Genomic DNA, 24,203 nt, shown 5'->3' with positions numbered 1-24,203 from the left:
GCTGCGGCCGTTCGTGTTCACGAAAGGTCGGGTCTGGTAAAGGATTTGGCATCAGCCGGTCAATAATCTTGTTCTGTGCATGACTCACCCGGCGGTCTGTGTGTCGACTTAGGCGACCGATCCACGTCCGACTCCGGACTACTCAGGGGAACACATGCACATAGCCCGAACCGGGCGCGGCCTCGCGGCCTCCGCCGCCACCGCCGCACTCGTCGCCGCAGGACTGGCGACCCTCTCCACGGCCGGCGCCACCACCGCCGCGCCCGCCGGCGTACCGCACACCTTCGCGCAGCCGGCCCTCGCGGGGCACACCCTCGCGCGCGACGTGGCCAGCCCCCTGCCCATCGCGCAGTGCCAGGCCAAGTGGCACATCAACTGCTACACCCCGCTCCAGTACAGAACCGCGTACAACCTCAACGCGCTGTACAAGAAGGGCATCACGGGCAAGGGGCGCACGATCGTCATCGTCGACTCGTACGGGTCGCCGACGGTCCAGCACGACCTCGACGTCTACAGCAAGCAGTTCGGGCTGCCCAGCACCAAGGTCGACGTGGTCAAGTGGGGCCACGTGCCGAAGTTCGACCCGAAGAACTCCGACATGACCGGCTGGGCCGGCGAGACCACCCTCGACGTCGAGATGGCCCACGCCGTCGCGCCGGGCGCCAGGATCGTCCTGGTGGAGACGGCCGTCGCCGAGACGGAGGGCACCACCGGTCTGCCGGAGATGATGAGCGCCGAGAAGTCCCTGATCGACCACGGGGTCGGCGACGTCATCAGCCAGAGCTTCGGCGCCACCGAGAACACCTTCCCGGGCTTCTCCAAGGGCGACTTCTCCAGCATCAAGAAGCTGCGCTACGCCTTCGAGGCCGCGGCCCGCAAGCACGTGACCGTCCTCGCCTCCTCCGGCGACGGCGGCGCCACCGACAACACCGCGGACGGCAAGGGCTACTACAAGTACCGCGTCAACTCCTGGCCGTCCTCGGACCCGCTGGTCACCTCCATCGGCGGCACCCAGCTCCACCTGAACGACAAGGGTGAGCGCGTCAAGCCGGACAGCGTCTACAACGACTACGGCGCGGGCGGCGGCGGCCAGTCCCACGTCTTCACCCGGCCGTCGTTCCAGAACCGCGTGCAGAACGTCGTCGGCACCCGCCGCGGCACCCCGGACATCTCCATGGCCGCCGCGGTCAACGGCGGTGCCTGGACCTACTCCAGCTACGACCCGACCGCCACCGGCTGGGACGTCGCCGGCGGCACCAGCGAGGCCAGCCCGCTCTTCTCGGGCATCGTCGCCCTCGCCGACCAGGCGGCCGGCCACCGCCTGGGCGACATCAACCAGGCCCTCTACACCCTCGAAGGCCGCAAGGGCTCCGGCATCGTCGACGTCAACGACGGCACGGACAACAGCTACCAGGGCGTCAAGGGCTACAAGGCCGTGGGCGGCTACGACATGGCCACCGGCGTGGGCACGCTCAACGCCCTGACCTTCGTGCCGGCCCTGGCCAAGGCGAGCCACGGCTGACAGCCCCTGGCTAATGGGAATCATTTTCATATAACCTGATGGCGGCTGGCCCGCCACGGAGAAGGGGTCCGGCACCGCTGCCTTCCGGTGCCGGACCCCTTCTTGTCGTCGTCTCCTCCGGACCCTCAACCGGAGAAGCCGACGTGCGCGAGCCGCAGCGGGCCGCGCAGTCCGATGCGGACGTCGTGCACGCCCTCGGCGACGAGGCCGGCGCCCAGGGTGGTGTAGGCGTAGGGGCCGGCGGTGGGGCTGTCCAGGTGCAGAGCCGCGAGCACCGGGCCGCCGTCCAGGGAGAGTTCGAGTACGCCCTCGCCCGCCAGCTGCGCGCTCACCTCGGTCACGCCCGGACCGAAGTCGCAGGCGCGGTAGAGCAGTTCGGCCGTACCGCCGTCGGCGGGAGTCACCGCGTCGCCCGCCGTCCGCGTCCGGTCCACGATCGCGACGCCCGACTGCTCGTCGAAGTCCACGCCCGCGAGGCCCCGCCGGGCCACCGGACGGGGCGCGGGCCCGGTGCCGTCGAGGTGGACCGTCGTACGCAGCCGCACGTCCTCGCTGGACGCGCCGACCAGCAGCTCGTACGGCCCCGTCTCCAGGCGCGGTCCATCGTGCGCCACGTCCCAGAACTCCAGCGCGGACAGCGGGACGCCGAAGGACACCTCGGCCCGCTCGCCGGGCGTGAGGGTGAGCCGGCGGTGCGCCAGCAGCTCGCGGCGCGGGCGGGTCACCGACGGGTCCACGGCCCGCCCGTAGAGCTGGACCACCTCGTCCGCCACCCGGTCCCCCGTGTTCGTCACCGAGCAGGAGACCGTGAGCGCGCCGTCCGCGACACCGGCCACGAGGTCGCCGTAGCCGAACGACGCGTACGACAGGCCGTGCCCGAAGGGGAACAGCGGGGTGCCCTCGAAGTACAGATAGGTCTGGCGGCCGCCGATCACGTCGTAGTCGAACAGGTCGGGCAGATCGGCGTCCGAGGCGTACCAGGTCTGCGGCAGCCGGCCCGCCGGGGAGACGTCGCCGGCCAGGACCCGGGCCAGTGCCGTGCCCGCCGCCTGTCCGCCGTGCGCGGTCCACAGCGCGGCCGGGAGCCGCGCCACGTCCACCGCGTACGGATAGGCCGAGGTCAGGATCAGTACCGTACGCGGGTTCGCGGCGCGGGCCGCACGCAGCAGCCGCTGCTGGTGCTCCGGCAGGGCGAGGGTTGTACGGTCCTCGGTCTCGCGGCCGTTGATGTGCGGGTCGTTGCCCGCGACCACCAGGACGACCTCCGCCGCCTCCGCGACCCGGGCCACGGCCTCCTCGCCCCGCTCGACCGTGATCACCTCGAAGACGTCACCGGAGTCGGCAACCTGCACGCCGTCGGCGGCGACACGGACATGGCGACCCGTGCCCAGATGCCTGAGGAGGTGACCGTTGTGGTGCGGTTCGAGACGGAAGGTCTCCTGGACCACCCACCCGCCCGGCTGGTCGGCCGAGGCGCGGACATACCCGTCCTCGGCGACCGACAGATACCGGCCGTCCGGCGCCCGCAGGGTCAGCACGCCCTCGCCCCAGTCCACCAGCGCGAACTCGGTGCCGGTCACCTCCGCGGTGAGCGGCGGCAGATCGGTGCGGCCGGCCAGCAGCGCCGGGTCCAGTGCGCCCTCGGCGCCGCGTGCCTCGTCCGGCGCGTCCGTCGGCGGCACCTGCAGGAACGCGCCGGCGGCGGTGCGCAGCCGGACCCGGTCCACGCCCTCCGCGAACTCCACGCGCTCGGCGCCGAACCGCTCGTACAGGCCCTCCAGAGGGGTGGACCGGTGCAGCAGACTGCCGCTGTACCAGTCGAGCTTGCACTCGTCGGCGAGCAGGCCGACCACCGCGATCCGGGTGTCGGGCGCGAGCGGCAGCAGGTCGTCGTCGTTCTTCAGCAGCACGACCGCCTGCTCGGCGGCCTCCCGGGCGAGTGCCCGGTGCCCCGGGGTGTCGAACTCGCCGGTGCAGACGTGCGGGTCGTAGTGCGGGTCGAACTCGGCGAGCCGGAACCGGACGGAGAGCTGCCGGCGTACGGCGGTGTCGATGTCCGCCTCGCTCAACAGGCCCTGCTCGTACGCCTTCCGCACCCGCTCGACGATCTGCGAACCGTCCGTGCCGTGGTCGGTGAAGCTGTCCACGCCCGCCAGCAGCGCGGCCGCGGTGGCCTCCTCGTGGGTGTCGAAGTAGTGCTCGGCGTCGACCAGATTGGAGGGTGCGCCCGCGTCCGAGCAGACCAGCAGCTCCTCCCCGGTCCAGGTCCGCAACGGGTCGCGCAGATACGGGGAGACGTGGTTGGGGCGGCCGTTGACCAGGTTGTACGCCGGCATCACCCCGGCCACCGCGCCCGCCTCGACCGTCTCCCGGAAGGCGCGCAGATCGTACTCGTGCAGCACGCGCGGGCGGACGGAGGCGGACGACGTGGCGCGGTCCGTCTCGTTGTTGTGGGCCAGCCAGTGCTTCAGGACGGGCGCGGTGCGCCAGTACAGCGGATGGTCGCCGCGCAGGCCGTGGGTGTACGCCGTGGCGATCGCCGAGGTCAGCTTCGGGTCCTCCGCGTACCCCTCCTCGTTACGGCCCCACAGCGGATGGCGCAGCAGATTGACCGTCGGCGACCAGACGTTGAGCCCGACCCGCTCGTCCCGGGCCCGCATCGCGCGGACCTCCTTGGACACCGCCTCGCCGACCCGCCGCACCAGCTCCGGGTTCCAGGTCGCGCCCAGGCCCACGGCCTGCGGGAACACCGTCGCCGGGCCCATCCAGGCCACCCCGTGCAGGGCCTCCTGGCCGGTGCGGAAGGCGGCGATGCCCAGGCGCTCGACGGCCGGCGTGAACTGGTGCAGGAAGGAGATCTTCTCGTCCAGGGTGAGCCGCGCCAGCAGATCGTCGATGCGCTTCGCGAACGGCAGATGCGGATCGCGGAACGGCAGGGCGGACGGCGAGTCAACGGTCACGAGCGGTTCCCCTTGCGGATGGAGCGACGAGACGCTTTCGAAGCGCTTCGATGCTCGGTCGAGTGGGGCCGGAGTGTCAAGGTCCCGTGCGTGAAGAGGGCGCAAGAGAGCCGACATCTTGCCGTCTTCGCAAGGGCGCATGACGGCTCCGCAGGAGCGGAGCGCATCGCAGGAATCTTGGGAGCGACCCTTGTGCGCCCCCATGTGTTCACTTAACCTCGCAGCAACATCGAAGCGCTTCGACTGAGCCTCTCAGCCTCTCCGAAGCATGTTTCCCCGCCAGATTCAGCTCAGCCAGATCCACTCAAGACACCGCAGCCGACGGCCACCGCCGGGTGTCCTGGTGCGCCATGAAGGGTTGACGCAATGACGCCGAACGCCGCTTCCGCCTCCTCCGCGCCCAGCCGGAGAGACTCGCCCAGCCGGAGGAGCTTCCTCGCCTCCACCGCGGTCGCCGCCGCGGCGGTCGCCGGAGGCATGCCGTTGCTCACCGCCTGCGGCAGCTCGGACAGCGGCACGGGCGGCGGTTCCTCCGGAGGCAAGGGCGAGAAGAAGCTGCTGCCGTCCTACGTGGCGAGCAACGTGGTGGTGCCGGACATCCCGTCCAAGAACGGCTCGCCGATCGGCTTCACCGGCAAGCTCGACCTGGCGACCCTGAAGACCTCCGTCCCCAAGAAGCTCGGCAAGGGCGGCAAGGTCACCATCATGTCGCCGTTCTGGGGCTCCCCGCCCAAGAGCGACAACGACTACTACAAGACGATGAACGACATGATCGGCGTCGACGTCGTCTGGCAGAACCAGGACGGCAACACCTACGACCAGAAGCTCGGCGCGGTCCTCGCCTCCAGCGACGTACCCGACGTCGTGGTCGTCCCCAGCTGGAACATGGGCGGCAAGATACCCACCGCCATCATCAGCAAGTTCGCCGACCTCGGCCCCTACCTCTCCGGCGAAGCTGTCAAGGACTACCCGAACCTCGCGGCCATCCCGACCGACGCCTGGCAGCGTTGCATCATCGGCGGCAAGCTGCGCGGCCTGCCGATGCCCTCCTCGTACGTCACCAGCATGGTGCCCCTCTACCGCAAGGACATCTTCGACAAGGAGGGCTACCAGGTCCCGCGCTCCGCGGACGAGTTCATGTCCCTCGCCAAGGAGATCACCAACGCCAAGGCCAAGCGCTGGGCCTGCCTGGACATGAAGTGGACCGCCTTCCAGATGTTCGGCGTGCTCTCCGGCAGCGAGAAGGCGCTCGGCTGGAACCTCGTCGACGGCAAGCTGATCAACCGCATCGAGACCCAGGAGTACCTCGAAGCGCTGGAGTGGGCCCGCAAGCTCTTCGCTGCCGGATACGTCCACCCCGACGCGATGATGGGCAAGAGCGCCCCCGACCCGGGCCCCAAGTTCGCGGCCGGCGAGTTCCTGATCTACCCCAACAACATCTCCCAGTGGTGGGGCCGCACTGCTGAACAGGCCGTCCAGAACCCGCAGTTCAAGATCTGGGGCATGGACATCTTCGGCCACGACGGCGGCGATCCGCGACTGTGGGCCGAACAGCCCGCCGGTATCTTCGCCTTCATCAACAAGAAGGCCTCGCAGTCCGTGATCCGTGACGCGCTGGCCGTCGCCAACGTCACCGCCGCACCGTACGGCACCAAGGAGTACATGGCCACCAACTACGGTGTCCAGGGCGCGGACTACACGGTCAAGAACGGCGTACCAGTCAAGACCACCCAGGGCAACAACGAGGTCATGAACGCCTACGTCATGGTCGCGAGCCCCGCCCCCACCATCGCCCACCCCGACTTCCCCGACGTCGCCAAGGCCCAGGTCGAGTGGCAGCAGCGGATGGGTGCCTTCACCAAGAAGTCCAGCTTCTACGGCCAGATGATCACCGAGCCGTCCCGCTACACCAACCTCGGCGACAACTTCGAAACGCTTGAGGACGACATCACCCGCGGCCGAAAGAAGATCAGCGACATGCAGCAGGCCGTCTCCGACTGGAAGAGCAGGGGCGGCGACAAGCTGCGCGACTGGTACAAGAAGCTCCTCGACGAGAACGGCACGGCGGCCGGCTGACGCGAGACACGAGGCAAGGAGAAGACCGTGTCCCACAGCACGGTGCCTCGGAGCAGGGCCGGGGCGGACGACAGGGCGGGGAAGGCCGCGGCGGCGTCGGACGACACCACCGCGACCGGCAAGAACCGGAAGAAGGCGAGGACCGGGAAGCTCAGCCTGCGCCTGCGCTTCAGACGCGACCGCGTCCTGCTGCTGATGACGCTGCCGGCGATCCTGCTGATCCTGCTCTTCAACTACCTGCCGATCCTCGGCAACATCGTCGCCTTCGAGGACTACGACCCCTACGTCAGCGACAACGGCATCGTCTCGATGCTGCACAGCCCCTGGGTCGCCCTGGACAACTTCCAGCAGCTCTTCGCGGACTCGGCCTTCTGGCACGCGGTCCAGAACACGCTGGTGCTGTTCTTCCTGCAGCTCGTGCTGTTCTTCCCGGTGCCGATCCTGCTCGCGCTGCTCATCAACAGCGTGATCAGGCCGAGGGTGCGGGCGGTCGCGCAAGCGGTGCTGTACCTGCCGCACTTCTTCTCGTGGGTGCTGGTCATCGCCGTCTTCCAGCAGCTCTTCGGCGGCGCGGGCGTCCTGTCGCAGCTCCTGCGCCGGCACGGCTACAACGGGCTGGACATCATGACCAACCCGTCCACCTTCAAGTTCCTCGTCACGGCGGAGGGGATCTGGAAGGACGCGGGCTGGGGGATCATCATCTTCCTCGCCGCGCTGGCCTCGGTGAGTCCCGATCTGTACGAGGCCGCCGCGATGGACGGCGCCGGCCGCTGGCGCCGCATGTGGCACGTCACGCTCCCCGCACTGCGGCCGGTGATCGCGTTGTTGCTGGTCCTGCGGGTGGGTGACGCGCTGACCGTCGGGTTCGAACAGATCCTGCTCCAGCGTGACGCCGTAGGACCGGGCGCGGCGGAGGTCCTCGACACCTTCACCTGGTGGAACGGCGTGCGCAACCAGGACTTCGGCTACGCGGCCGCCGCCGGTCTGATCAAGGGCGTGGTCAGCCTCGGGCTGGTCCTCGCCGCGAACAAGGTGGCCCATCTCATGGGCGAGCAGGGGGTGTACAAGAAATGACCGCCGTCATCGACAAGCCGCCGGTACGGGAACGACCGCCGTCCCGGTGGGCCGCGCCGCCCCGCCCGGTGTGGGAGGAGGAGCCGAGCAAGGCCGGTCTGGCCGGCAAGGGCCTGGTGCTCACCCTGGCCTGCCTCGGCATCCTCTTCCCGCTGTGGATCGTGATCGTCACCAGCCTGTCCTCCCGGAAGACGATCGACCAGGCGGGCGGTCTGGTGATGGTCCCCAAGGGCATCACGTTCATCGCGTACAAGGAGCTGCTGAGCGGCGGGCAGGTCACCCGGGCCGCGGTCATCAGCATCCTGGTCACGCTGGTCGGCACGCTGTTCTCGATGACGGTGTCGGTCCTGTGCGCGTACGGCCTCTCCCGCATCGGCTCGCTCGGCCACCGCTGGTTCCTGATGCTGCTGCTGGCGACGATGTTCTTCAGCGCGGGCCTGATCCCCACGTATCTGCTGGTGCAGTCCCTGGGCCTGATGGACAGCTACCTGGCCCTGATCCTGCCGAGCGCGGTGAGCGTCTTCAACATCCTCGTCCTGCGTGGGTTCTTCATGGGCATCTCGCAGGAACTGATCGACAGCGCGCGGATCGACGGCGCCGGGGACTTCCGGATCCTCTGGCAGATCGTGATGCCGCTGTCGCGGGCGGTGCTGGCGGTCATCACGCTGTTCTACGCCGTGGGCTACTGGAGCGCGTGGTTCAACGCGTCCCTGTACCTCAACGAACAGGACAAGATGCCGCTCCAGAACGTCATGATCCAACTGGTCCAGAAGCAACAGGCCCCGGTGGGCCTGGGCCAGGCCATCAAGACCGGCGAACTGTCCGGCCTGGCCGTGCAGATGGCGGTCATGGTGATGGCCCTGCTACCGGTCGCGGTCCTGTCCCCGTTCGTCCAGAAGCATTTCAAGAAGGGAATGCTGACGGGGGCGGTGAAGGGGTGACCGGGCGCCTGTTCGAGGGGGTTGTGCTGTCTCGTCGGCGAGCGCGGGTCGCTGCCCGGGCAGCGCCGTAGGACTGCGGGCCGTCAGCCCGGCGCGGGGCCGTCGTGGCTGATCGCCCCCACGCGGCGGGGCCGCATCTCGAACACAGCCCTGCGCGGCTGTACTGCCGGTGTGACCGGCATCCTCTTCCACCGTTACCAGAGACCGAGCGGAAGTGAGTCCTGTTGCCAGAGCTCGTGCTCAGCCGTGTGCCCCGAAGGGTTGTGGGCACGCTGGTCGCCCGCTTTCGCTCCGCATCCGGCGCGCACGGATCGTGTCCGTGGTCCCGAAATGCGGCGGCGGCCCGCGGCCGGAGGCCGCTGATGAACACGGCCTCACGTCCCAGGGCACGGGATGCGGCCTGGACGGTCCGATGCCCCACAACATCGCTCCGGTGCTGTGGGGGCGGTGCCGTCCGTCGCCGGATCGGGTGTCCCAGGGCGCGTCTTCCGATCGCCACGGCGGCGGCGTCGTGACGGGTAGTCTCGCGGGTCTATGTGGTCAAGGACTGCTGCCCGTGCTGGGCGCCCCAGCGGCTGGTGTAGGCGGGGTCGAGCCCGGCTGCGCAGCGGGCCTTCAGGTCGCGGCAGGCCAGGGAACCGAGCAGGTCACCGACCAGGTGCAGGACCTCAACGTCCCTTTCCGTCAGGCCCTTGAGGCTGCGACGGAGCGCCACCCCGGACGGCCCGGGGACCACGAACGGCGCCGCTATGTCACGCAGTCCGCCCGCAACTCACCCCCGGTTCAGACGATGTCCTCACCCCATCCAACGATCACCTCCCACACAGGTCACGGATTCGATATGGGAACTTTCGTTCCGTCATGGCACACGTCACTCATGCACAGCACAACCCGCCGGAACGCCGTGAACCGGAACCCGATCCGAACCTCGCGATCTCCTGGGCGGGGGGCCACCGGCACCGTCAGCGACGACCAGGCCACGTCCTGGATCCGCATCAACGACGACGCCCATCAGCGGGGCTGGACCGGACCGGCGATCACCGGCGATCCGCGCCTGCACGGCCGGGTGTACCTCGCCACCAACGGGCGCGGCATCCAGTACGGGGAGCCGGCATGAGACCGACCCTCGCCGCGGCCGGCCGGGGCCGCATCCTCTTCGGCGGTGACTACAACCCCGAGCAGTGGCCCGAGGAGACCTGGCAGGACGACGTCCGGCTGATGAAGGACGCCCGGGTTAACTCCGTCACCCTCGGTGTCTTCTCCTGGTCGAAACTCGAACCCGAGCCCGGCGCACGGGAGTTCGGGTGGCTCGACCGGCTCATGGACCTCATGCACGAGGGCGGAATCGGGGTCGTGCTCGCCACCCCGACCGCCTCCCCGCCGCCCTGGATGGGCCGCCTCCACCCAGACACCCTGCCCCGGGACGCCGACGGGCGGACCGAGGTGTGGGGCGGCCGGCAGCACTTCTCGCACTCCAGCGCCACCTACCGCCGTTACGCCGCCGCCATCACCGAGGATCTCGCCGCCCGCTACGGCACCCACCCGGCCCTCACGATGTGGCACATCAACAACGAGTACTGCACCTTCGACTACGGCGACGAGGCGGCCGCCGCCTTCCGCCGCTGGCTGCGGGAGAAGTACCGGACCCTCGACGCCCTCAACTCCGCCTGGGGCACCGCCTTCTGGAGCCAGGGTTACGACACCTGGGACGGCATCCTCCCGCCCCGGCACGCCCACTATCTGAAGAACCCCGCCCAGGTGCTGGACTTCCGGCGGTTCACCTCCGACATGCTCCTGGAGTGCTTCACCGCCGAACGGGACATCGTCCGCCGGCACACCCCGCACACCCCCGTGACCAGCAACTTCATGCCCCTGTGGATCGGCCAGGACGCCTGGCGCTGGGCGGAGCAGGAGGACGTCGTCTCCGTCGACCTCTATCCCGACCCGCGGGATCCGCTCGGCGGGCAGCGCGGTGCGCTCGTGCAGGACCTCACCCGTTCACAGGCCCGCGGGCCGTGGATGCTCATGGAGCAGGCGGCCGGGCCGGTCAACTGGCGCGGGGTCAACCACCCCAAGTCCCGCGGCCTCAACCGGCTCTGGTCCCTCCAGGCCGTCGCCCGCGGCGCCGACGCCGTCTGCTACTTCCAGTGGCGCCAGTCCCGCCAGGGCGCCGAGAAGTTCCACTCCGGAATGGTCAGCCACGCGGGGGAGCACGGCCGTACCTATCAGGAGGTCCGGCAGCTCGGACACGAACTCGCACGCATCGGCAGTTCGGTGACGGGGAGTCAGATCGTCTCCGATGTCGCGATCCTGCACGACTGGCACTCCTGGTGGGCCGGGGCCCACGAGGGGCGGCTGTCGGCGGAAGTGGATCTGCCGGAGGTGCTGACCGCCTGGCACCGGGCGCTGTGGGAGGCCCATCTCGCCACCGACTTCGCCCACCCGGAGCACGACCTGTCCGGCTACCGGCTCGTCGTCGTCCCGCAGCTCTACCTCCTCACCGACGCGGCCGTCGACAACCTCCTCCGCTACGTCCACGGCGGCGGCACCCTGGTCTGCGGCTTCCTCACCGGCGTCGCCGACGAGGACGACCGGGTCCGGCCCGGCGGCATGGACGCCCGGCTGCGCGAGCTGTTCGGCATCCGCACCCTGCACGAGTGGTGGCCCCTGGAGGCGGGGGAGACCGTCGAGTGCGAGGGGTTCCGCGGGACGCTGTGGTCGGAGGAGATCGAGGCCGAGCCCGGGGTCGCCCGGACCGTGCCGTACCGGGGCGGCGAGCTGGACGGGCTGCCCGCCGTTCTGCACAACGGCCGCGCCTGGTACGTCTCCACGCTCCCCGAGCCGGAGGCGCTGCGCGAGCTGCTCGCCTCCGTCGCCGAGGGGGCCGGGGTGCGCCCGGTGCTGGCGGGGCTGCCGGACGGGGTCGAGGCGGTGCGCCGGGGTGAGCTGCTGTTCCTGCTCAACCACGGGCGGGAGCCGGTCACCGTCGAGGTGCCGGGCGACCACCGTGAGCTGCTCGGCGGCGAGAAGGTCACCGGGTCCCTCACCCTCGGCCGCTACGGAGTGGCGGTGCTGCGGTCATGAGCCATGGACCCGTCCACGGGACCTGGGAGCCCGCCCCGGCCGCTCGCTGGGAGGACGGCTTCCTGAGCGGGAACGGCCACCACGGTGTCTGTGTGTGCGGTGATCCGAACGAGGAACGGGTCGTCGTCAATCACCACACCCTGGTCCGGCCCAACGGCGGCGAGCACGCCCGGCCACCCCGGCTCGCCGACCAACTCGCTCTGCTCCAGGACCGGTTGCTCGCCGGCGACCGCACCGCCGCCGAGGGCTTCACCGACGGGCGGCCGCTGCAGTGGGTGCAGCCCTTCCACCCCGGCTTCCAGATACGGCTCAGCCGGTCCGGAGAGAGCGGGAGCGAGAGCGGGGGTGGCTACCGGCGGGACGTCGATTTCAGCAGCGGCGAGGTCACCGCCGTCGCCGGCGACTTCCACAGCCGGGTCTTCGTCTCCCGCGCGGACGACGTGATCGTGCACGAGATCACGGCCAACGGCGACCTCGACATCCGGCTCGATCACCGGCTGCCCGGCGCCCCGGCCGGGCTGCGGGTCGGCCATGGCGCGCTGCTCACCCCCGAGGGCGCCCTGCTGAGCCTGCGCGCCCGCTACCCCGACAGCGACCGCGCCTACACCGGAGTCACCCTCGTCGCCGTCCTCGACGGCCGCACCGAACTCCTTCCGCCCGGCGTCCGGGTCACCGGCGCCCGCACGGTCCTGCTGCTCACCCGCGTCCTCCGGCACACCGGCGAGGCCGACGTGATCGCCGAGGCCCGGCTGCTCCGAAGGCTCCTCGAAGGCACTGAGGGCAGCTCGCAGCCGCCGTACGACCTCCTCCTCGCCCGGCACCTGCCCCTGCACCGCACCGCCTACCAGCGGGTCACCCTCGACCTCGGCGCCGATCCCGCCGACCGTGCCCTGCCCGGCTCGGAGCTCCTCACGCGCCCGGACAGCCCCGCCCTGCTGGAACGGCTCTTCGCCGCCGGCCGCTACCACCTGCTCTCCAGCAGCGGCCTGCTGCCACCCCGGCTCACCGGACTGTGGACCGGTGACTGGAACACCGCCTGGTCCGGGGCGTTCACCACCAACGCCAACCTCAACCTCCAGACCGCCTCCGCACCGGCCGCCGCCCTGCCCGAGGTCACCGAGGCGCTCGCCGGCTTCGTCGCCGGGCAGCTGCCGCACTGGCGGGAGAACGCCCGCGCGATCTTCGGCGCCCGGGGCGTGGTCGCGCCCTCGCACACCGACGGCGAGTCCGGGCTGACGTACCACTTCAGCCGCGAATACCCCCTGCACCTGTGGACGGCCGGCGCCGACTGGCTGCTCAAGCCGCTGGTCGACCACGACGAGATGCGCGGCGAGCGGGATCCGCGCACGGCCGCCGCGCTCGCCGAGACCGCCGCCTTCTACGAGGACTTCCTCACCCGCACCGACGCGGACGGCCATCTCGTCGTCGTGCCCTCCTACTCGCCCGAGAACCGGCCCGCGAACGCCAGTTGGGGCGCGCTCAACGCGGCCATGGATCTCTCCGCCGCCCGGCACGCCCTGCTCACCGCCGCCGACTACCACCCCGAACAGGGTGTGAAATGGCGGAAGTTGGCGGAGCGGCTGCCACCGCACCGCATCAACGCCGACGGCGCGCTCGCCGAATGGGCCTGGCCCGGTCTGGACGACACGTACGACCACCGCCACCTCAGCCACCTCTACGGCGTCTGGCCGCTGGACGAGATCAACCCCTACGACACCCCCGGCCTGGCCGCCGCCGCCCGCCGCGCCCTCGAACTGCGCGGCGCGGAGAACCACTCGGCGCACGGCCATCTGCACCACGCCCTGATCGCGGCCCGGCTGCGGGACGCCGGACGGGCCGCGCACGCCCTGCGCCAAGTGCTCGGCGGCGACTTCTTCCACGCCTCGCTGATGAGCGCCCACTATCCGCGGCGGGACGTCTACAACGCGGACGCCGCGCACACCCTGCCCGGCGTCCTGATCGAGATGCTCGTCCAGTCCACCCCCGACCGGCTGGTCCTGCTGCCCGCCGTGCCGGATTCCTGCCCCACCGGTGAACTGAGGGGCGTACGCACCCGGTTCGGCGCCGAGATCGACCTGAGCTGGACCCCGGACGGAGCCCGAGCCGTCGTCAAGCCCAGCCGCACCCACCGCATCGACCTGCGGACTTCCTCCGGCGCACAACCGCTGGACCTCGTCGCCGGAGAAGACCGCGTCCTCACCCTGGGGACGCGGTGACTCCCCGCAATTCCCCCCACCCATGGAAGGGACACCATGGCAACACGCACGTACCGCAGAGTCGCCACGGCCCTCGTCGCCCCTGCCCTGGCCCTCGGCGCCACCGTCGGCCTCGCCGCGGCCCCCGCCTCCGCCGCGGTCTGGTCCTCCTGCGACCAGTGGGGCAGCACCACGCTGAACGGCTACACCCTGTACAACGACATCTGGGGTTCCGGCGCCGGCAGCCAGTGCATCTGGGCCAACTCCGGCACCAACTGGGGTGTCTGGGCCGACCACCCCAACACCGGCGGCATCAAGTCCTACCCCAACGCCAAGAAGGTGATCAACAAGTCGATCAGCTCCTTGGGCTCGCTCACCAGCGGCTACAACGTCACCGTCCCGTCGTCCGGCGCCTACGAGACGGCGTACGACATCTGGGACACGAACCACAAGTACGAGATCATGCTCTGGGTCAACAAGACCGGCGCCGTCGGCCCGCTCGGCACCTCCCAGGGCACCGTCAGCCTCGGCGGCTCCACCTGGACCGTCTACAAGGGCAACAACGGCTCCAACGACGTGTTCTCCTTCGTCCGCAGCTCCAACTCCAGCTCCGGCACGGTCGACGTCCTGCCGATCCTGAAGTGGATCAAGGACACCAAGGGCTGGTTCGGCGATGTGACCATCGGTGACTTCCAGTTCGGCTTCGAGATCACCTCGTCCTCCGGCGGGCTGAACTTCGCCGTCAACAGCGAGAGCATCAGCAGCAGTTGAGTGACCCAGCGGTGACGAGGGCCGTCCCGGGCGCGCGACCGGGACGGCCCTCCCGTTGTTCACCTGCTTGCGGTTGGATGGCGCGCATGCGTATCGCCACTCCCCTCAGGTATGTACTGCCGGCCGGCGTCGCCGTCCTGCTCGCCGCCGCGCCCGCCTCCGCGGCCCCCGCACCGCTCTCCCCGTTGCGGCCGGTCGCCTCCCTCGCCGCCGACCGTCTGGCCACCGCCGACCTGGTCGCCGCCGCCAAGTGGGGCACCGACAGCCCCATCGACGACCCGGCCCGCGAGCAGCAGGTCCTCGACTCCGTCGCCGCCCAGGCCCAGCGGATCGGCGCCGACCCCGACGAGGTCCGGCGCATCTTCCGCGACCAGATCGAGGCCAACAAGGTCGTCCAGCGCGCCCTGTTCGCCCGGTGGACGGCCCACCCGGAGCAGGCCCCGACCACCAAGCCCGACCTGAACGTGGTCCGTCAGACGATCAACCGCATCAACACGGACCTCGTCCAGAGCCTCGCCGACACCACCCCGGAGCGCGCCGCCCCGACGTGCGATCCCGAACTCGCCGTGGCCGTCGTCGAGGTCCACCACGAGAAGCACCCGGACCTGCTGCACACCGCCGCCCTGGTCCGCTCCCTGGTCTCCGTCTGCCGCGACTGACGCGTGAGAAGGCGGCCGGTCCCTTCCGCGGGTAGGGAAGGGACCGGCCGCCGCTCGGCTCGGCTACTCCCCTACAGGCAGCCGTGCCCCGTCCCGCAGGAACAGCGGGATCCGGTCCAGGGGGGCGTCCACCGTCACCGCCGTACCGCCCTCGTACGTCTCACCCGTCCAGGCGTCCGTCCAGCGCGCGCCCGCCGGGAGGTACGCCGTGCGGGCCGTGGCGCCGGCGGTCAGCACCGGCGCGACCAGCAGGTCCCGGCCGAAGAGGTAGGCGTCGTCCACCGACCAGGCCGCCTGGTCGTCCGGGAACTCCAGGAACAGCGGGCGCATCACCGGCAGCCCCTCCTCGTGCGCCTCGCGCATGACGGTGAGGATGTACGGCTTCAGGCGCTCGCGCAGCCGCAGGTACCGCTCCAGGATCGCGCCGGCCTCCTCGCCGTACGACCACACCTCGTTCGGACCGCCGGTCATGTCCGGGCCCAGCGGCAGACCGGGGTCGCGGAAGCCGTGCAGCCGCATCAGCGGGGACAGCGCGCCGAACTGGAACCAGCGGACCATCACCTCGCGGTACGCCGGATCGTCCGGGTCGCCGCCGTGGAAGCCGCCGATGTCGGTGTTCCACCACGGGATGCCGGACAGCGCGGTGTTGAGGCCGGCCGCGATCTGCCGGCGCAGGGTCGCGAAGTCGGTGCCGATGTCACCGGACCACAGGGCCGCGCCGTGCCGCTGACTGCCCGCCCACGCCGAGCGGTTGAGGGTGATCACCTCCGGCTCCCCGGACGCCAGCAGGCCCTCGTGGAAGGTGCGGGCGTTCTCCAGCGGGTAGAGGTTGCCGACCTCCAGGCCCGGTCCCGCCCAGTAGCGCAGGTTCTCCGCGAAGCCGGGCTTCAGCTCGGGCTCGCACGCGTCCAGCCAGAACGCCGTGATGCCGTACGGGGTGAGGTAGTTCTCCCGGATCCTCGACCACACGAAGTCGCGGGCCTCGGGGTTCGTGGGGTCGTAGAAGGCGACCTGGACGGTGGAGGCGACCTCCTTGTCCGGCCAGTCGGCGTGCGCCATCGGGCCGTACTGGGTGCCGACGAAGTAGCCGCGCTGCTCCATCAGTTGATGGTTCTCCGACAGCGGGGACACCGACGGCCACACGGACACCACCAGCTTGATGCCCAGGTCCTCCAGCTCGCGGACCATGCCCGCCGGGTCGGGCCACTCCTTCGGGTCGAACTTCCACTCGCCCAGGTGCGTCCAGTGGAAGAAGTCGCACACGATCGCCGAGATCGGCAGGCCCCGGCGCTTGTACTCCCGTGCCACGTCGAGGAGTTCGTCCTGGGTGCGGTAGCGCAGCTTGCACTGCCAGAAGCCCGCCGCCCACTCCGGGAGCATCGGCGAACGCCCGGTGGCCGCGCTGTAGTTGCGCTGGCCCTCGCCCGGAGTGCCCGCCGTGATCCAGTAGTCGATCTGCCGGGCCGAGTCCGCGACCCAGCGGGTGCCGTTGCCCGCCAGCTCCACCCGGCCGATCGCCGGGTTGTTCCACAGCAGGGTGTAGCCCCGGCTGGACACCAGCACCGGGACGCTCACCTCGCTGTTGCGCTGCACCAGGTCCAGCACCAGGCCCTTCTGGTCCAGCCGACCGTGCTGGTGCTGGCCGAGGCCGTACAGCTTCTCGTCCTCGTACGCGGCGAAACGCTGCTCCAGCCGGTGGTAGCCGTTGCCGACCGCCGTGTAGAGACGCGGGCCGGGCCACCAGAAGTGGGCGCGCTCCTCGGCGAGCAGCTCGCTGCCGTCGTCGGTGCGCAGGAAGCGGAGCATGCCCTCGGCGCTCACCTCGACGGTCAGCGATCCGACCGTCAGCCGGCCTTCCCCGTCACCGGCGTCGACCGTCGCCTCGGCGGCGGGCGGGGAATCGAGGAGCGCGCCCGGGAGACCCTGCAGCACCGGGCCGCCGAGCCGGGCCCGCACCCGGACCGCGTCCGGACCCCATGGCTCGATCCGCACCGTCTCCTGACGGCCGCTCCACTCCAGCGCCCCGTCCTTCACCTGGACGCGGCCGACGGTGGGGGAGGACTGGGCAAGGCTGACCTTGGGCTGCGCGAGGGCAGGCTGAATACCGGCAGGCTGATTCACGGCGGCTCCTGAGGAGAGGCGTGCAGACAGGGACGCAGGCAGAGGTGTGTGCCCCGAAAGGGCACGGTCGGTGCGGATCAGGACGCGGCCGGCGCCGGTCCCGTACTCGCCCGCACGGTCAGCTCGGGCGCGAGCAGCACGACGTCGTCGTCGCCCCGCCCGTCCAGCTTGGCCACCAGATGCTCCACGGCGTGCCGGCCCATCTCCTGCGCGGGGATGGCCACCGAGGTCAGCCGCACCGAGGCCTGGACGGCGACCTGGTCCGGGCAGATCGCGACCACGGACACGTCCTCGGGCACGGCCCGGCCCTGCTGGCGCAGCAGCGCGAGCAGCGGCTCCACCGCGGACTCGTTCTGCACCACGAACCCGGTCGTCCCCGGGCGCTCGTCGAAGATCCGGGCCAGGGTGAGGGCCATCGCGTCGTACCCGCCCTCGCACGGCCGGTGCAGCACCCTGACGCCTGACGCACGGGCCCAGGAGCGCAGCCCGTCGAGGGTGCGCTCGGCGAAGCCGGTGTGCCGTTCGTAGACGGCCGGTGCCTCGCCGATGACAGCGATGTCACGGTGACCGAGCCCCGCGAGATGCTCCACGCACAGCGCGCCCGTCGCACTCCAGTCCAGGTCCACGCAGGTCAGACCGTTCGGGTCGGCGGGCAGCCCGATCAGGACCGAGTGCTGGTCGGTCTGCCGCAGCAGCGGCAGCCGCTCGTCCTCCAGCTCCACGTCCATCAGGATCATGGCGTCGGCGAGCCCGCTGCCGGTCACCCGGCGCACCGCGTCCGGGCCCTCCTCGCCGGTGAGCAGCAGGACGTCGTAGCCGTGCGTCCGGGCCGTGGTCGCCACCGCGATCGCGATCTCCATCATCACCGGCACGTACATGTCGGTGCGCAGCGGGACCATCAGCGCGATGATGTTCGACCGGTTGCTCGCCAGGGCGCGGGCGCCGGCGTTCGGGTGGTACCCCAGCTCCCGGATGCTCTGCTCGACCCGCTGCCGGGTGGTCGCGGAGATGGACCGCTTGCCGCTGAGGACATAGCTCACCGTGCTCGCCGACACTCCGGCGTGCTGGGCGACCTCGGCGAGGGTGACCATCCGGCTCTCCAAGCTTTGTGAAGCGCTTCGACAGAGCGCGTGACCGACTGAGGCGAGTGAGGGTGAGATTGACACTAGCTTCAGCGGGAGTGGGTGTCCATAGGCGCTGTCGAAGCGCTTCGACAGCTTTTCCATGACCGATATGCCGAACGAGTCGCCGAGCAGCAGTACACACCGATGCGCCGGGCTTCGGCAGTCCCCTCGGCCGTTCGGACGCGCGAGGGGTGGTGGGGTCGGCCCGTTTCGGGTACCAACGATCCAGTAGCACTGGTCGGTAGCGAACGATCCGCAATCATCCCTCTTCGCGGCGAGGTGAACCTCATGTCCGCCCCCACCACACCCCGTACCAACGTCACCGAGCGCGAAGCCCGCCAGGTGGCGGAGGCCGCCCGGGAACAGGACTGGCGCAAGCCCAGCTTCGCCAAGGAACTGTTCCTCGGGCGCTTCCGGCTCGACCTCATCCATCCCCACCCGCTCCCCGACGACGAGTCGGTCCGGCGCGGCGAGGAGTTCCTGGCCAAGCTCCGCGCCTTCTGCGAGACGACGATCGACTCGTCCCGGATCGAGCGCGAGGCCCGCATCCCGGACGAGGTCGTGGCGGGCCTGAAGGAGCTCGGCGCCCTCGGCATGAAGATCGACCCCAAGTACGGCGGTCTCGGCCTCACCCAGCTCTACTACAACAAGGCCCTCGCCCTGGTCGGCTCCGCGAGCCCCGCCGTCGGCGCGCTGCTCTCCGCCCATCAGTCGATCGGCGTGCCCCAGCCGCTGAAGATGTTCGGCACCCAGGAGCAGAAGGACGCCTTCCTGCCCCGCTGCGCCCGCACCGACATCTCCGCCTTCCTGCTCACCGAGCCGGACGTCGGCTCCGACCCGGCCCGCCTCGCCACCACGGCGGTGCCCGACGGGGACGACTACGTACTCGACGGAGTGAAACTCTGGACCACCAACGGAGTGGTCGCCGACCTGCTCGTGGTGATGGCACGGGTGCCGAAGTCGGAGGGCCACAAGGGGGGCATCACCGCGTTCGTGGTGGAGGCCACGTCGGAGGGCATCACCGTCGAGAACCGCAACGCCTTCATGGGCCTGCGCGGCATCGAGAACGGCGTCACCCGCTTCCACCAGGTCCGGGTCCCCGCCGCCAACCGCATCGGCCCCGAGGGCGCGGGCCTGAAGATCGCGCTCACCACCCTCAACACCGGCCGGCTCTCGCTGCCCGCGATGTGCGCCGGGGCCGGGAAGTGGTGTCTGAAGATCGCCCGCGAGTGGTCGGCGGAGCGCGAGCAGTGGGGCAAGCCGGTCGCGCTGCACGAGGCCGTCGGCTCCAAGATCAGCTTCATCGCGGCGACGACGTTCGCCCTGGAGGCCGTCCTCGACCTGTCCTCCCAGATGGCCGACGAGGACCGCAACGACATCCGTATCGAGGCCGCCCTCGCCAAGCTCTACGGCTCCGAGATGGCCTGGAAGATGGCCGACGAACTGGTCCAGATCCGCGGCGGCCGGGGCTATGAGACGGCCGAGTCGCTGAGGGCGCGCGGCGAGCGCGGGGTCCCGGCCGAGCAGATCCTGCGCGACCTGCGGATCAACCGCATCTTCGAGGGCTCGACGGAGATCATGCACCTGCTGATCGCCCGCGAGGCCGTCGACGCCCACCTCTCGGTCGCGGGCGACCTCATCGACCCCGACAAGTCCCTGTCGGACAAGGCGAAGGCGGGCGCGAACGCGGGCGTCTTCTACGCCAAGTGGCTGCCGAAGCTGGTCGCCGGACCGGGTCAACTCCCCATGGCCTACGGCCAGTTCAAGCACGGAATCGATCTGTCGGGACATCTGCGCTACGTCGAGCGCACCGCCCGCAAGCTGGCCCGCTCCACCTTCTACGCCATGTCCCGCTGGCAGGGCCGGATGGAGACCAAGCAGGGCTTCCTCGGCCGGATCGTGGACATCGGCGCCGAACTGTTCGCGATGAGCGCCGCCTGCGTACGGGCCGAACGGCTGCGCGCGCAGGGCGACCACGGCCGCGAGGCCTACCAGCTGGCCGACGCCTTCTGCCGCCAGGCCCGCATCAGGGTCGAGGAACTCTTCGACCGGCTGTGGACCAACACGGACGACCTGGACCGCACGGTGGTCAAGGCGGTCCTGGCCGGGTCGTACACCTGGCTGGAGGAGGGTGTCGTCGACCCCTCCGGGGACGGCCCGTGGATCGCGGACGCGACCCCCGGACCGTCGGCGCGGGAGAACGAGCGCCGCCCCTACGGCGACTGACTCGTTCCCCGCGCGGACCGGGTGCCTGGGGTCAGTTGCCCCAGGTGCCCTGGTTCACGGCGCAGTTCCAGCCCGAGCCGTGCAGGGTGAACTTCAGCGCGTAGGAGCGGGTGTTGAGCAGATGCGTCGGGATCCTCATGCCGAGACTGGCCTTGCCCTTGAAGGTCCCGGTGTAGACGGACACCGACGTCGAGGTGTTGTGGGTGATCCTGCCGCCGGTCGGCTTGGCCTTGCCGAAGCGGAGGTTCTTCTGGTCCGTGACGGTGAAGGTGACGTACTTGAAGCTCTTGGTCGTCTTGCTCTTGAGCCCGAAGTACAGGCCCCCGCCCGTGACCCAGCCGTGCGAGTCGATGTAGAAGCGGCTCGGGTACACGATGTCGATCGGGCAGCCGGTGCCGGTGGACGTCCGGGTGGCGGCCGAGGCGGCTCCGGCGAGTCCGAGCTGAGCGGCGGTCAGGACTCCGGCGGTGGCCAGGACGGCCGCGGTCGCGCGCATGCGGTTCATGGTGGTGACTCCTCCCCCTTTTTCGCCCGGTGTGACGGGCGTCGACGGGAAGAATGCCATGATCCACGGCCCGACGCGCGCGAATTCAGCGGCTTTTGTCGCAGAAGTGTTACCGCGCCCTCTTCACCGGCAGTTCACATCGGAAGAATCACCCCATCCGGCGATGAAACCGGCCGACGCGCCCTGCCTGGGGGGATGCCCTGTCCGGAGCGGTGCCGGTTGCGGCAACAATGGAGAGATGACCGACAGTCCCGCCCATCCGGCCCCTCTCGCCGATCCGCACCTCGTCTACGACCCGCTCGCCGGCGACGGGCCGAAGGACGTGGTGATCCTCGGCTCCACCGGATCCGTTGGCACCCAGGCCATCGACCTCGTGCTCCGCAACCCCGACCGCTTCCGGGTCACCGCCCTGTCCGCCAACGGCGGCCGCGTGTCCCTCCTCGCCGAGCAGGCCCGCCGGCTGCGGGTGCGGACCGTCGCGGTCGCCCGCGAGGACGCCGTAGCGGCCCTGCGCGAGGCCCTCGCCGCCGAGTACGGCGCCGGGGAGCCGCTGCCCGAGATCCTCGCCGGACCTCAGGCGGCCACCGAGGTCGCCGCCTCCGACTGCCACACGGTGCTGAACGGCATCACCGGCTCCATCGGCCTCGCCCCCACCCTCGCCGCCCTGGAGGCCGGCCGTACCCTCGCCCTCGCCAACAAGGAGTCGCTGATCGTCGGCGGCCCCCTGGTCAAGGCGCTCGCCAAGCCCGGCCAGATCATCCCGGTCGACTCCGAGCACGCGGCGCTCTTCCAGGCGCTGGCGGCGGGGACGCGGGCCGACGTCCGCAAGCTGGTGGTCACGGCCTCCGGCGGCCCCTTCCGCGGCCGTACGAAGCAGGAGCTGACGAAGGTCACCGTCGAGGACGCCCTCGCCCACCCGACCTGGGCGATGGGCCCGGTGATCACGATCAACTCCGCGACCCTCGTCAACAAGGGCCTGGAGGTCATCGAGGCACACCTCCTCTACGACATTCCCTTCGACCGCATTGAGGTGGTCGTGCATCCCCAGTCGTATGTTCACTCGATGGTCGAGTTCACCGACGGATCCACGATCGCCCAGGCGACGCCCCCCGACATGCGCGGGCCCATCGCCATCGGTCTGGGCTGGCCCGAACGCGTACCCGAAGCCGCGCCCGCCTTCGACTGGAGCAAGGCCTCCACGTGGGAGTTCTTCCCACTGGACAACGAGGCCTTCCCGTCGGTGAACCTCGCCCGGCACGTGGGGATGCTCGCGGGCACGGCCCCGGCGGTGTTCAATGCGGCCAACGAGGAGTGCGTCGAGGCCTTCCGCAGCGGCGCGCTGCCCTTCAACGGGATCATGGAGACCGTCACCCGGGTCGTCGAGGAACACGGCACCCCGGTCACGGGAACCTCACTCACCGTGTCGGACGTCCTCGAAGCGGAGACCTGGGCCCGCACCCGGGCCCGGGAACTGACAGCCACCACGGCGAGCGCGGAGGCGCGTGCATGACGTCCTTGATGTTCATCCTCGGCATAGTGGTCTTCGCGGTCGGCCTGCTCGTCTCGATCGCGTGGCACGAGCTGGGGCACCTGTCCACGGCGAAGCTCTTCGGCATCCGCGTGCCGCAGTACATGGTCGGCTTCGGCCCGACCGTCTGGTCGCGGAAGAAGGGCGACACCGAGTACGGCGTCAAGGCGATCCCGCTCGGCGGCTACATCCGCATGATCGGCATGTTCCCGCCCGACGAGGAGGGCCGGGTCTCCGCCCGCTCCACCTCGCCGTGGCGCGGCATGATCGAGGACGCCCGCTCGGCCGCCTTCGAGGAGCTGCAGCCGGGCGACGAGACGCGCATGTTCTACACGCGCAAGCCGTGGAAGCGCGTGATCGTCATGTTCGCGGGCCCGTTCATGAACCTGATCCTGGCGGTCGCCCTCTTCTTCACGGTCCTGATGGGCTTCGGCATCCAGCAGCAGACGACGACCGTCGCCTCGGTCTCGCCCTGCGTCATCGCCCAGAGCGAGAACCGCGACAGCTGCAAGAAGTCCGACCCCGCGTCCCCGGCCCAGGCCGCCGGCATCCAGAAGCGCGACAAGATCGTCTCCTTCGACGGCAAGAACACGAAGGACTGGAACACGCTGTCGGACCTGATCCGCGACAGCGCGGGCAAGACGGTCCCGATCGTGGTGGTGCGAGACGGCAAGCAGCTCACTCTCCACGCCACGATCGCGACGAACCTGGTCGCCAAGAAGGACTCCAGCGGTCAGTACGTCCAGGGCAAGTACGTCAAGGCCGGCTTCCTCGGCTTCAGCTCCGCCACCGGCGTGGTCCACCAGAGCTTCGGCGAGTCCGTGACCTGGATGACCGACCGGGTCGGCGACGCCGTCGACTCCCTCGCCGCCCTGCCCGCCAAGATCCCGGCGCTGTGGAACGCCGCCTTCGGCAACGGCCCGCGCGAACCGGACTCCCCGGTGGGCATCGTCGGCGCGGCCCGCATCACCGGCGACATCGCCACCCTCGACATCCCCGCCTCCCAGCAGGTGGCGATGTTCGTGATGCTTCTCGCCGGTTTCAACCTCTCCCTGTTCCTGTTCAACATGCTCCCGCTCCTCCCGCTCGACGGCGGCCACATCGCGGGCGCCCTGTGGGAGGCCCTGCGCCGCAACGTGGCGAGGGTGCTGCGCCGCCCGGACCCGGGCCCGTTCGACGTGGCGAAGCTGATGCCGGTGGCTTATGTGGTGGCGGGGATCTTTGTTTGCTTTACCGTTCTCGTCCTGATCGCAGATGTCGTTAACCCGATCAAGATCAGCTAGGAATCGGTCGATTTCCGTCGCGGTGTTCACAGGGTGCGCCCTTCACTCGTGTAACTCACACGAGTGAAGGGCGCGACTTATCTGTACGACACGGAGGCGGACTTCGTACGTTCTTGCTGTTCATGGGTGACCCC

At 70.2% G+C, this 24,203-nt stretch carries 17 protein-coding genes; 12 read left to right on the top strand and 5 right to left on the bottom strand.

Annotated features, from left to right (window positions below):
• The first annotated feature begins 154 nt into the window (after window positions 1-154).
• Window positions 155-1,522, top strand: a complete 1,368-nt coding sequence (locus O1G22_RS12135) for a S53 family peptidase (protein WP_270081376.1) — start codon at window positions 155-157, stop codon at window positions 1,520-1,522.
• A gap of 125 nt (window positions 1,523-1,647) precedes the next feature.
• Here the strand turns inward: O1G22_RS12135 and O1G22_RS12130 are convergent, their stop codons facing one another.
• On the bottom strand, window positions 1,648-4,482 hold the full coding sequence (locus O1G22_RS12130) for a glycoside hydrolase family 3 C-terminal domain-containing protein (RefSeq protein ID WP_270081375.1): 2,835 nt from the start codon (window positions 4,480-4,482) through the stop codon (window positions 1,648-1,650).
• 366 nt (window positions 4,483-4,848) lie between these two features.
• Here O1G22_RS12130 and O1G22_RS12125 point away from each other — a divergent pair, with 366 nt between their 5' ends.
• From O1G22_RS12125 to O1G22_RS12115, 3 genes are read left to right on the top strand one after another with little or no spacing between them, the layout of a single operon-like run.
• Window positions 4,849-6,558: an extracellular solute-binding protein gene (locus O1G22_RS12125; RefSeq protein ID WP_270081374.1), complete on the top strand. Its 1,710-nt coding sequence runs from the start codon at window positions 4,849-4,851 to the stop codon at window positions 6,556-6,558.
• A 27-nt stretch (window positions 6,559-6,585) separates the two neighbouring features.
• On the top strand, window positions 6,586-7,632 hold the full coding sequence (locus tag O1G22_RS12120) for an ABC transporter permease (protein WP_270081373.1): 1,047 nt from the start codon (window positions 6,586-6,588) through the stop codon (window positions 7,630-7,632).
• Window positions 7,629-8,573, top strand: a complete 945-nt coding sequence (locus tag O1G22_RS12115) for a carbohydrate ABC transporter permease (protein WP_270081372.1) — start codon at window positions 7,629-7,631, stop codon at window positions 8,571-8,573. Before O1G22_RS12120 ends, O1G22_RS12115 begins: the two co-directional genes overlap by 4 nt.
• Window positions 8,574-9,105: 532 nt before the next feature.
• On the opposite strand, the gene O1G22_RS44865 is transcribed toward O1G22_RS12115, so the two are convergent.
• Window positions 9,106-9,309, bottom strand: a complete 204-nt coding sequence (locus O1G22_RS44865) for a hypothetical protein (RefSeq protein ID WP_428986350.1) — start codon at window positions 9,307-9,309, stop codon at window positions 9,106-9,108.
• 141 nt (window positions 9,310-9,450) lie between these two features.
• On the opposite strand from O1G22_RS44865, the gene O1G22_RS12105 reads away from it, so the two are divergent.
• The 5 genes from O1G22_RS12105 (at window position 9,451) to O1G22_RS12085 (ending at window position 15,282) form a co-directional block, all read left to right on the top strand.
• Window positions 9,451-9,690: a hypothetical protein gene (locus tag O1G22_RS12105; protein ID WP_270086700.1), complete on the top strand. Its 240-nt coding sequence runs from the start codon at window positions 9,451-9,453 to the stop codon at window positions 9,688-9,690.
• Window positions 9,687-11,657: a beta-galactosidase gene (locus O1G22_RS12100; RefSeq protein WP_270081371.1), complete on the top strand. Its 1,971-nt coding sequence runs from the start codon at window positions 9,687-9,689 to the stop codon at window positions 11,655-11,657. Before O1G22_RS12105 ends, O1G22_RS12100 begins: the two co-directional genes overlap by 4 nt.
• On the top strand, window positions 11,654-13,873 hold the full coding sequence (locus O1G22_RS12095) for a glycosyl hydrolase family 95 catalytic domain-containing protein (protein ID WP_270081370.1): 2,220 nt from the start codon (window positions 11,654-11,656) through the stop codon (window positions 13,871-13,873). The genes O1G22_RS12100 and O1G22_RS12095 overlap by 4 nt, the downstream gene beginning before the upstream one ends.
• A 36-nt stretch (window positions 13,874-13,909) precedes the next feature.
• Window positions 13,910-14,623, top strand: coding sequence for a glycoside hydrolase family 12 protein (locus tag O1G22_RS12090; RefSeq protein ID WP_270081369.1), 714 nt, complete (start codon window positions 13,910-13,912; stop codon window positions 14,621-14,623).
• A gap of 86 nt (window positions 14,624-14,709) precedes the next feature.
• Entirely contained in the window at window positions 14,710-15,282 is a 573-nt protein-coding gene (locus O1G22_RS12085; RefSeq protein WP_270081368.1) for a chorismate mutase, read from the top strand.
• 63 nt (window positions 15,283-15,345) lie between these two features.
• Here the strand turns inward: O1G22_RS12085 and O1G22_RS12080 are convergent, their stop codons facing one another.
• The gene (locus O1G22_RS12080) at window positions 15,346-17,403 is read right to left on the bottom strand and encodes a glycoside hydrolase family 31 protein (RefSeq protein ID WP_270081367.1); all 2,058 of its coding nucleotides are present in this window, start codon (window positions 17,401-17,403) and stop codon (window positions 15,346-15,348) included.
• Between the two features lie 77 nt (window positions 17,404-17,480).
• Window positions 17,481-18,494 carry a LacI family DNA-binding transcriptional regulator gene (locus tag O1G22_RS12075; RefSeq protein WP_270081366.1) on the bottom strand — a complete coding sequence of 338 codons (1,014 nt, stop codon included), beginning with the start codon at window positions 18,492-18,494 and terminating at the stop codon, window positions 17,481-17,483.
• Window positions 18,495-18,815: 321 nt separating this feature from the next.
• Between O1G22_RS12075 and O1G22_RS12070 the strand changes: the two genes are divergently transcribed.
• Window positions 18,816-20,753 carry an acyl-CoA dehydrogenase family protein gene (locus O1G22_RS12070; RefSeq protein WP_270081365.1) on the top strand — a complete coding sequence of 646 codons (1,938 nt, stop codon included), beginning with the start codon at window positions 18,816-18,818 and terminating at the stop codon, window positions 20,751-20,753.
• A gap of 31 nt (window positions 20,754-20,784) precedes the next feature.
• On the opposite strand, the gene O1G22_RS12065 is transcribed toward O1G22_RS12070, so the two are convergent.
• The gene (locus tag O1G22_RS12065; protein WP_270081364.1) at window positions 20,785-21,258 is read right to left on the bottom strand and encodes a hypothetical protein; all 474 of its coding nucleotides are present in this window, start codon (window positions 21,256-21,258) and stop codon (window positions 20,785-20,787) included.
• Window positions 21,259-21,496: 238 nt separating this feature from the next.
• Between O1G22_RS12065 and dxr the strand changes: the two genes are divergently transcribed.
• Together dxr and O1G22_RS12055 are read left to right on the top strand one after the other, a co-directional pair.
• Window positions 21,497-22,768 carry a 1-deoxy-D-xylulose-5-phosphate reductoisomerase gene (dxr, locus tag O1G22_RS12060; protein ID WP_270081363.1) on the top strand — a complete coding sequence of 424 codons (1,272 nt, stop codon included), beginning with the start codon at window positions 21,497-21,499 and terminating at the stop codon, window positions 22,766-22,768.
• Window positions 22,769-22,776: 8 nt separating this feature from the next.
• Window positions 22,777-24,069 carry a M50 family metallopeptidase gene (locus O1G22_RS12055; RefSeq protein ID WP_270086399.1) on the top strand — a complete coding sequence of 431 codons (1,293 nt, stop codon included), beginning with the start codon at window positions 22,777-22,779 and terminating at the stop codon, window positions 24,067-24,069.
• Window positions 24,070-24,203 lie beyond the last annotated feature (134 nt).

It is taken from the genome of Streptomyces camelliae (genome assembly GCF_027625935.1).
Classification (GTDB): domain Bacteria; phylum Actinomycetota; class Actinomycetes; order Streptomycetales; family Streptomycetaceae; genus Streptomyces; species Streptomyces camelliae.
This window is presented reverse-complemented; position numbering and strand designations above follow the sequence as displayed.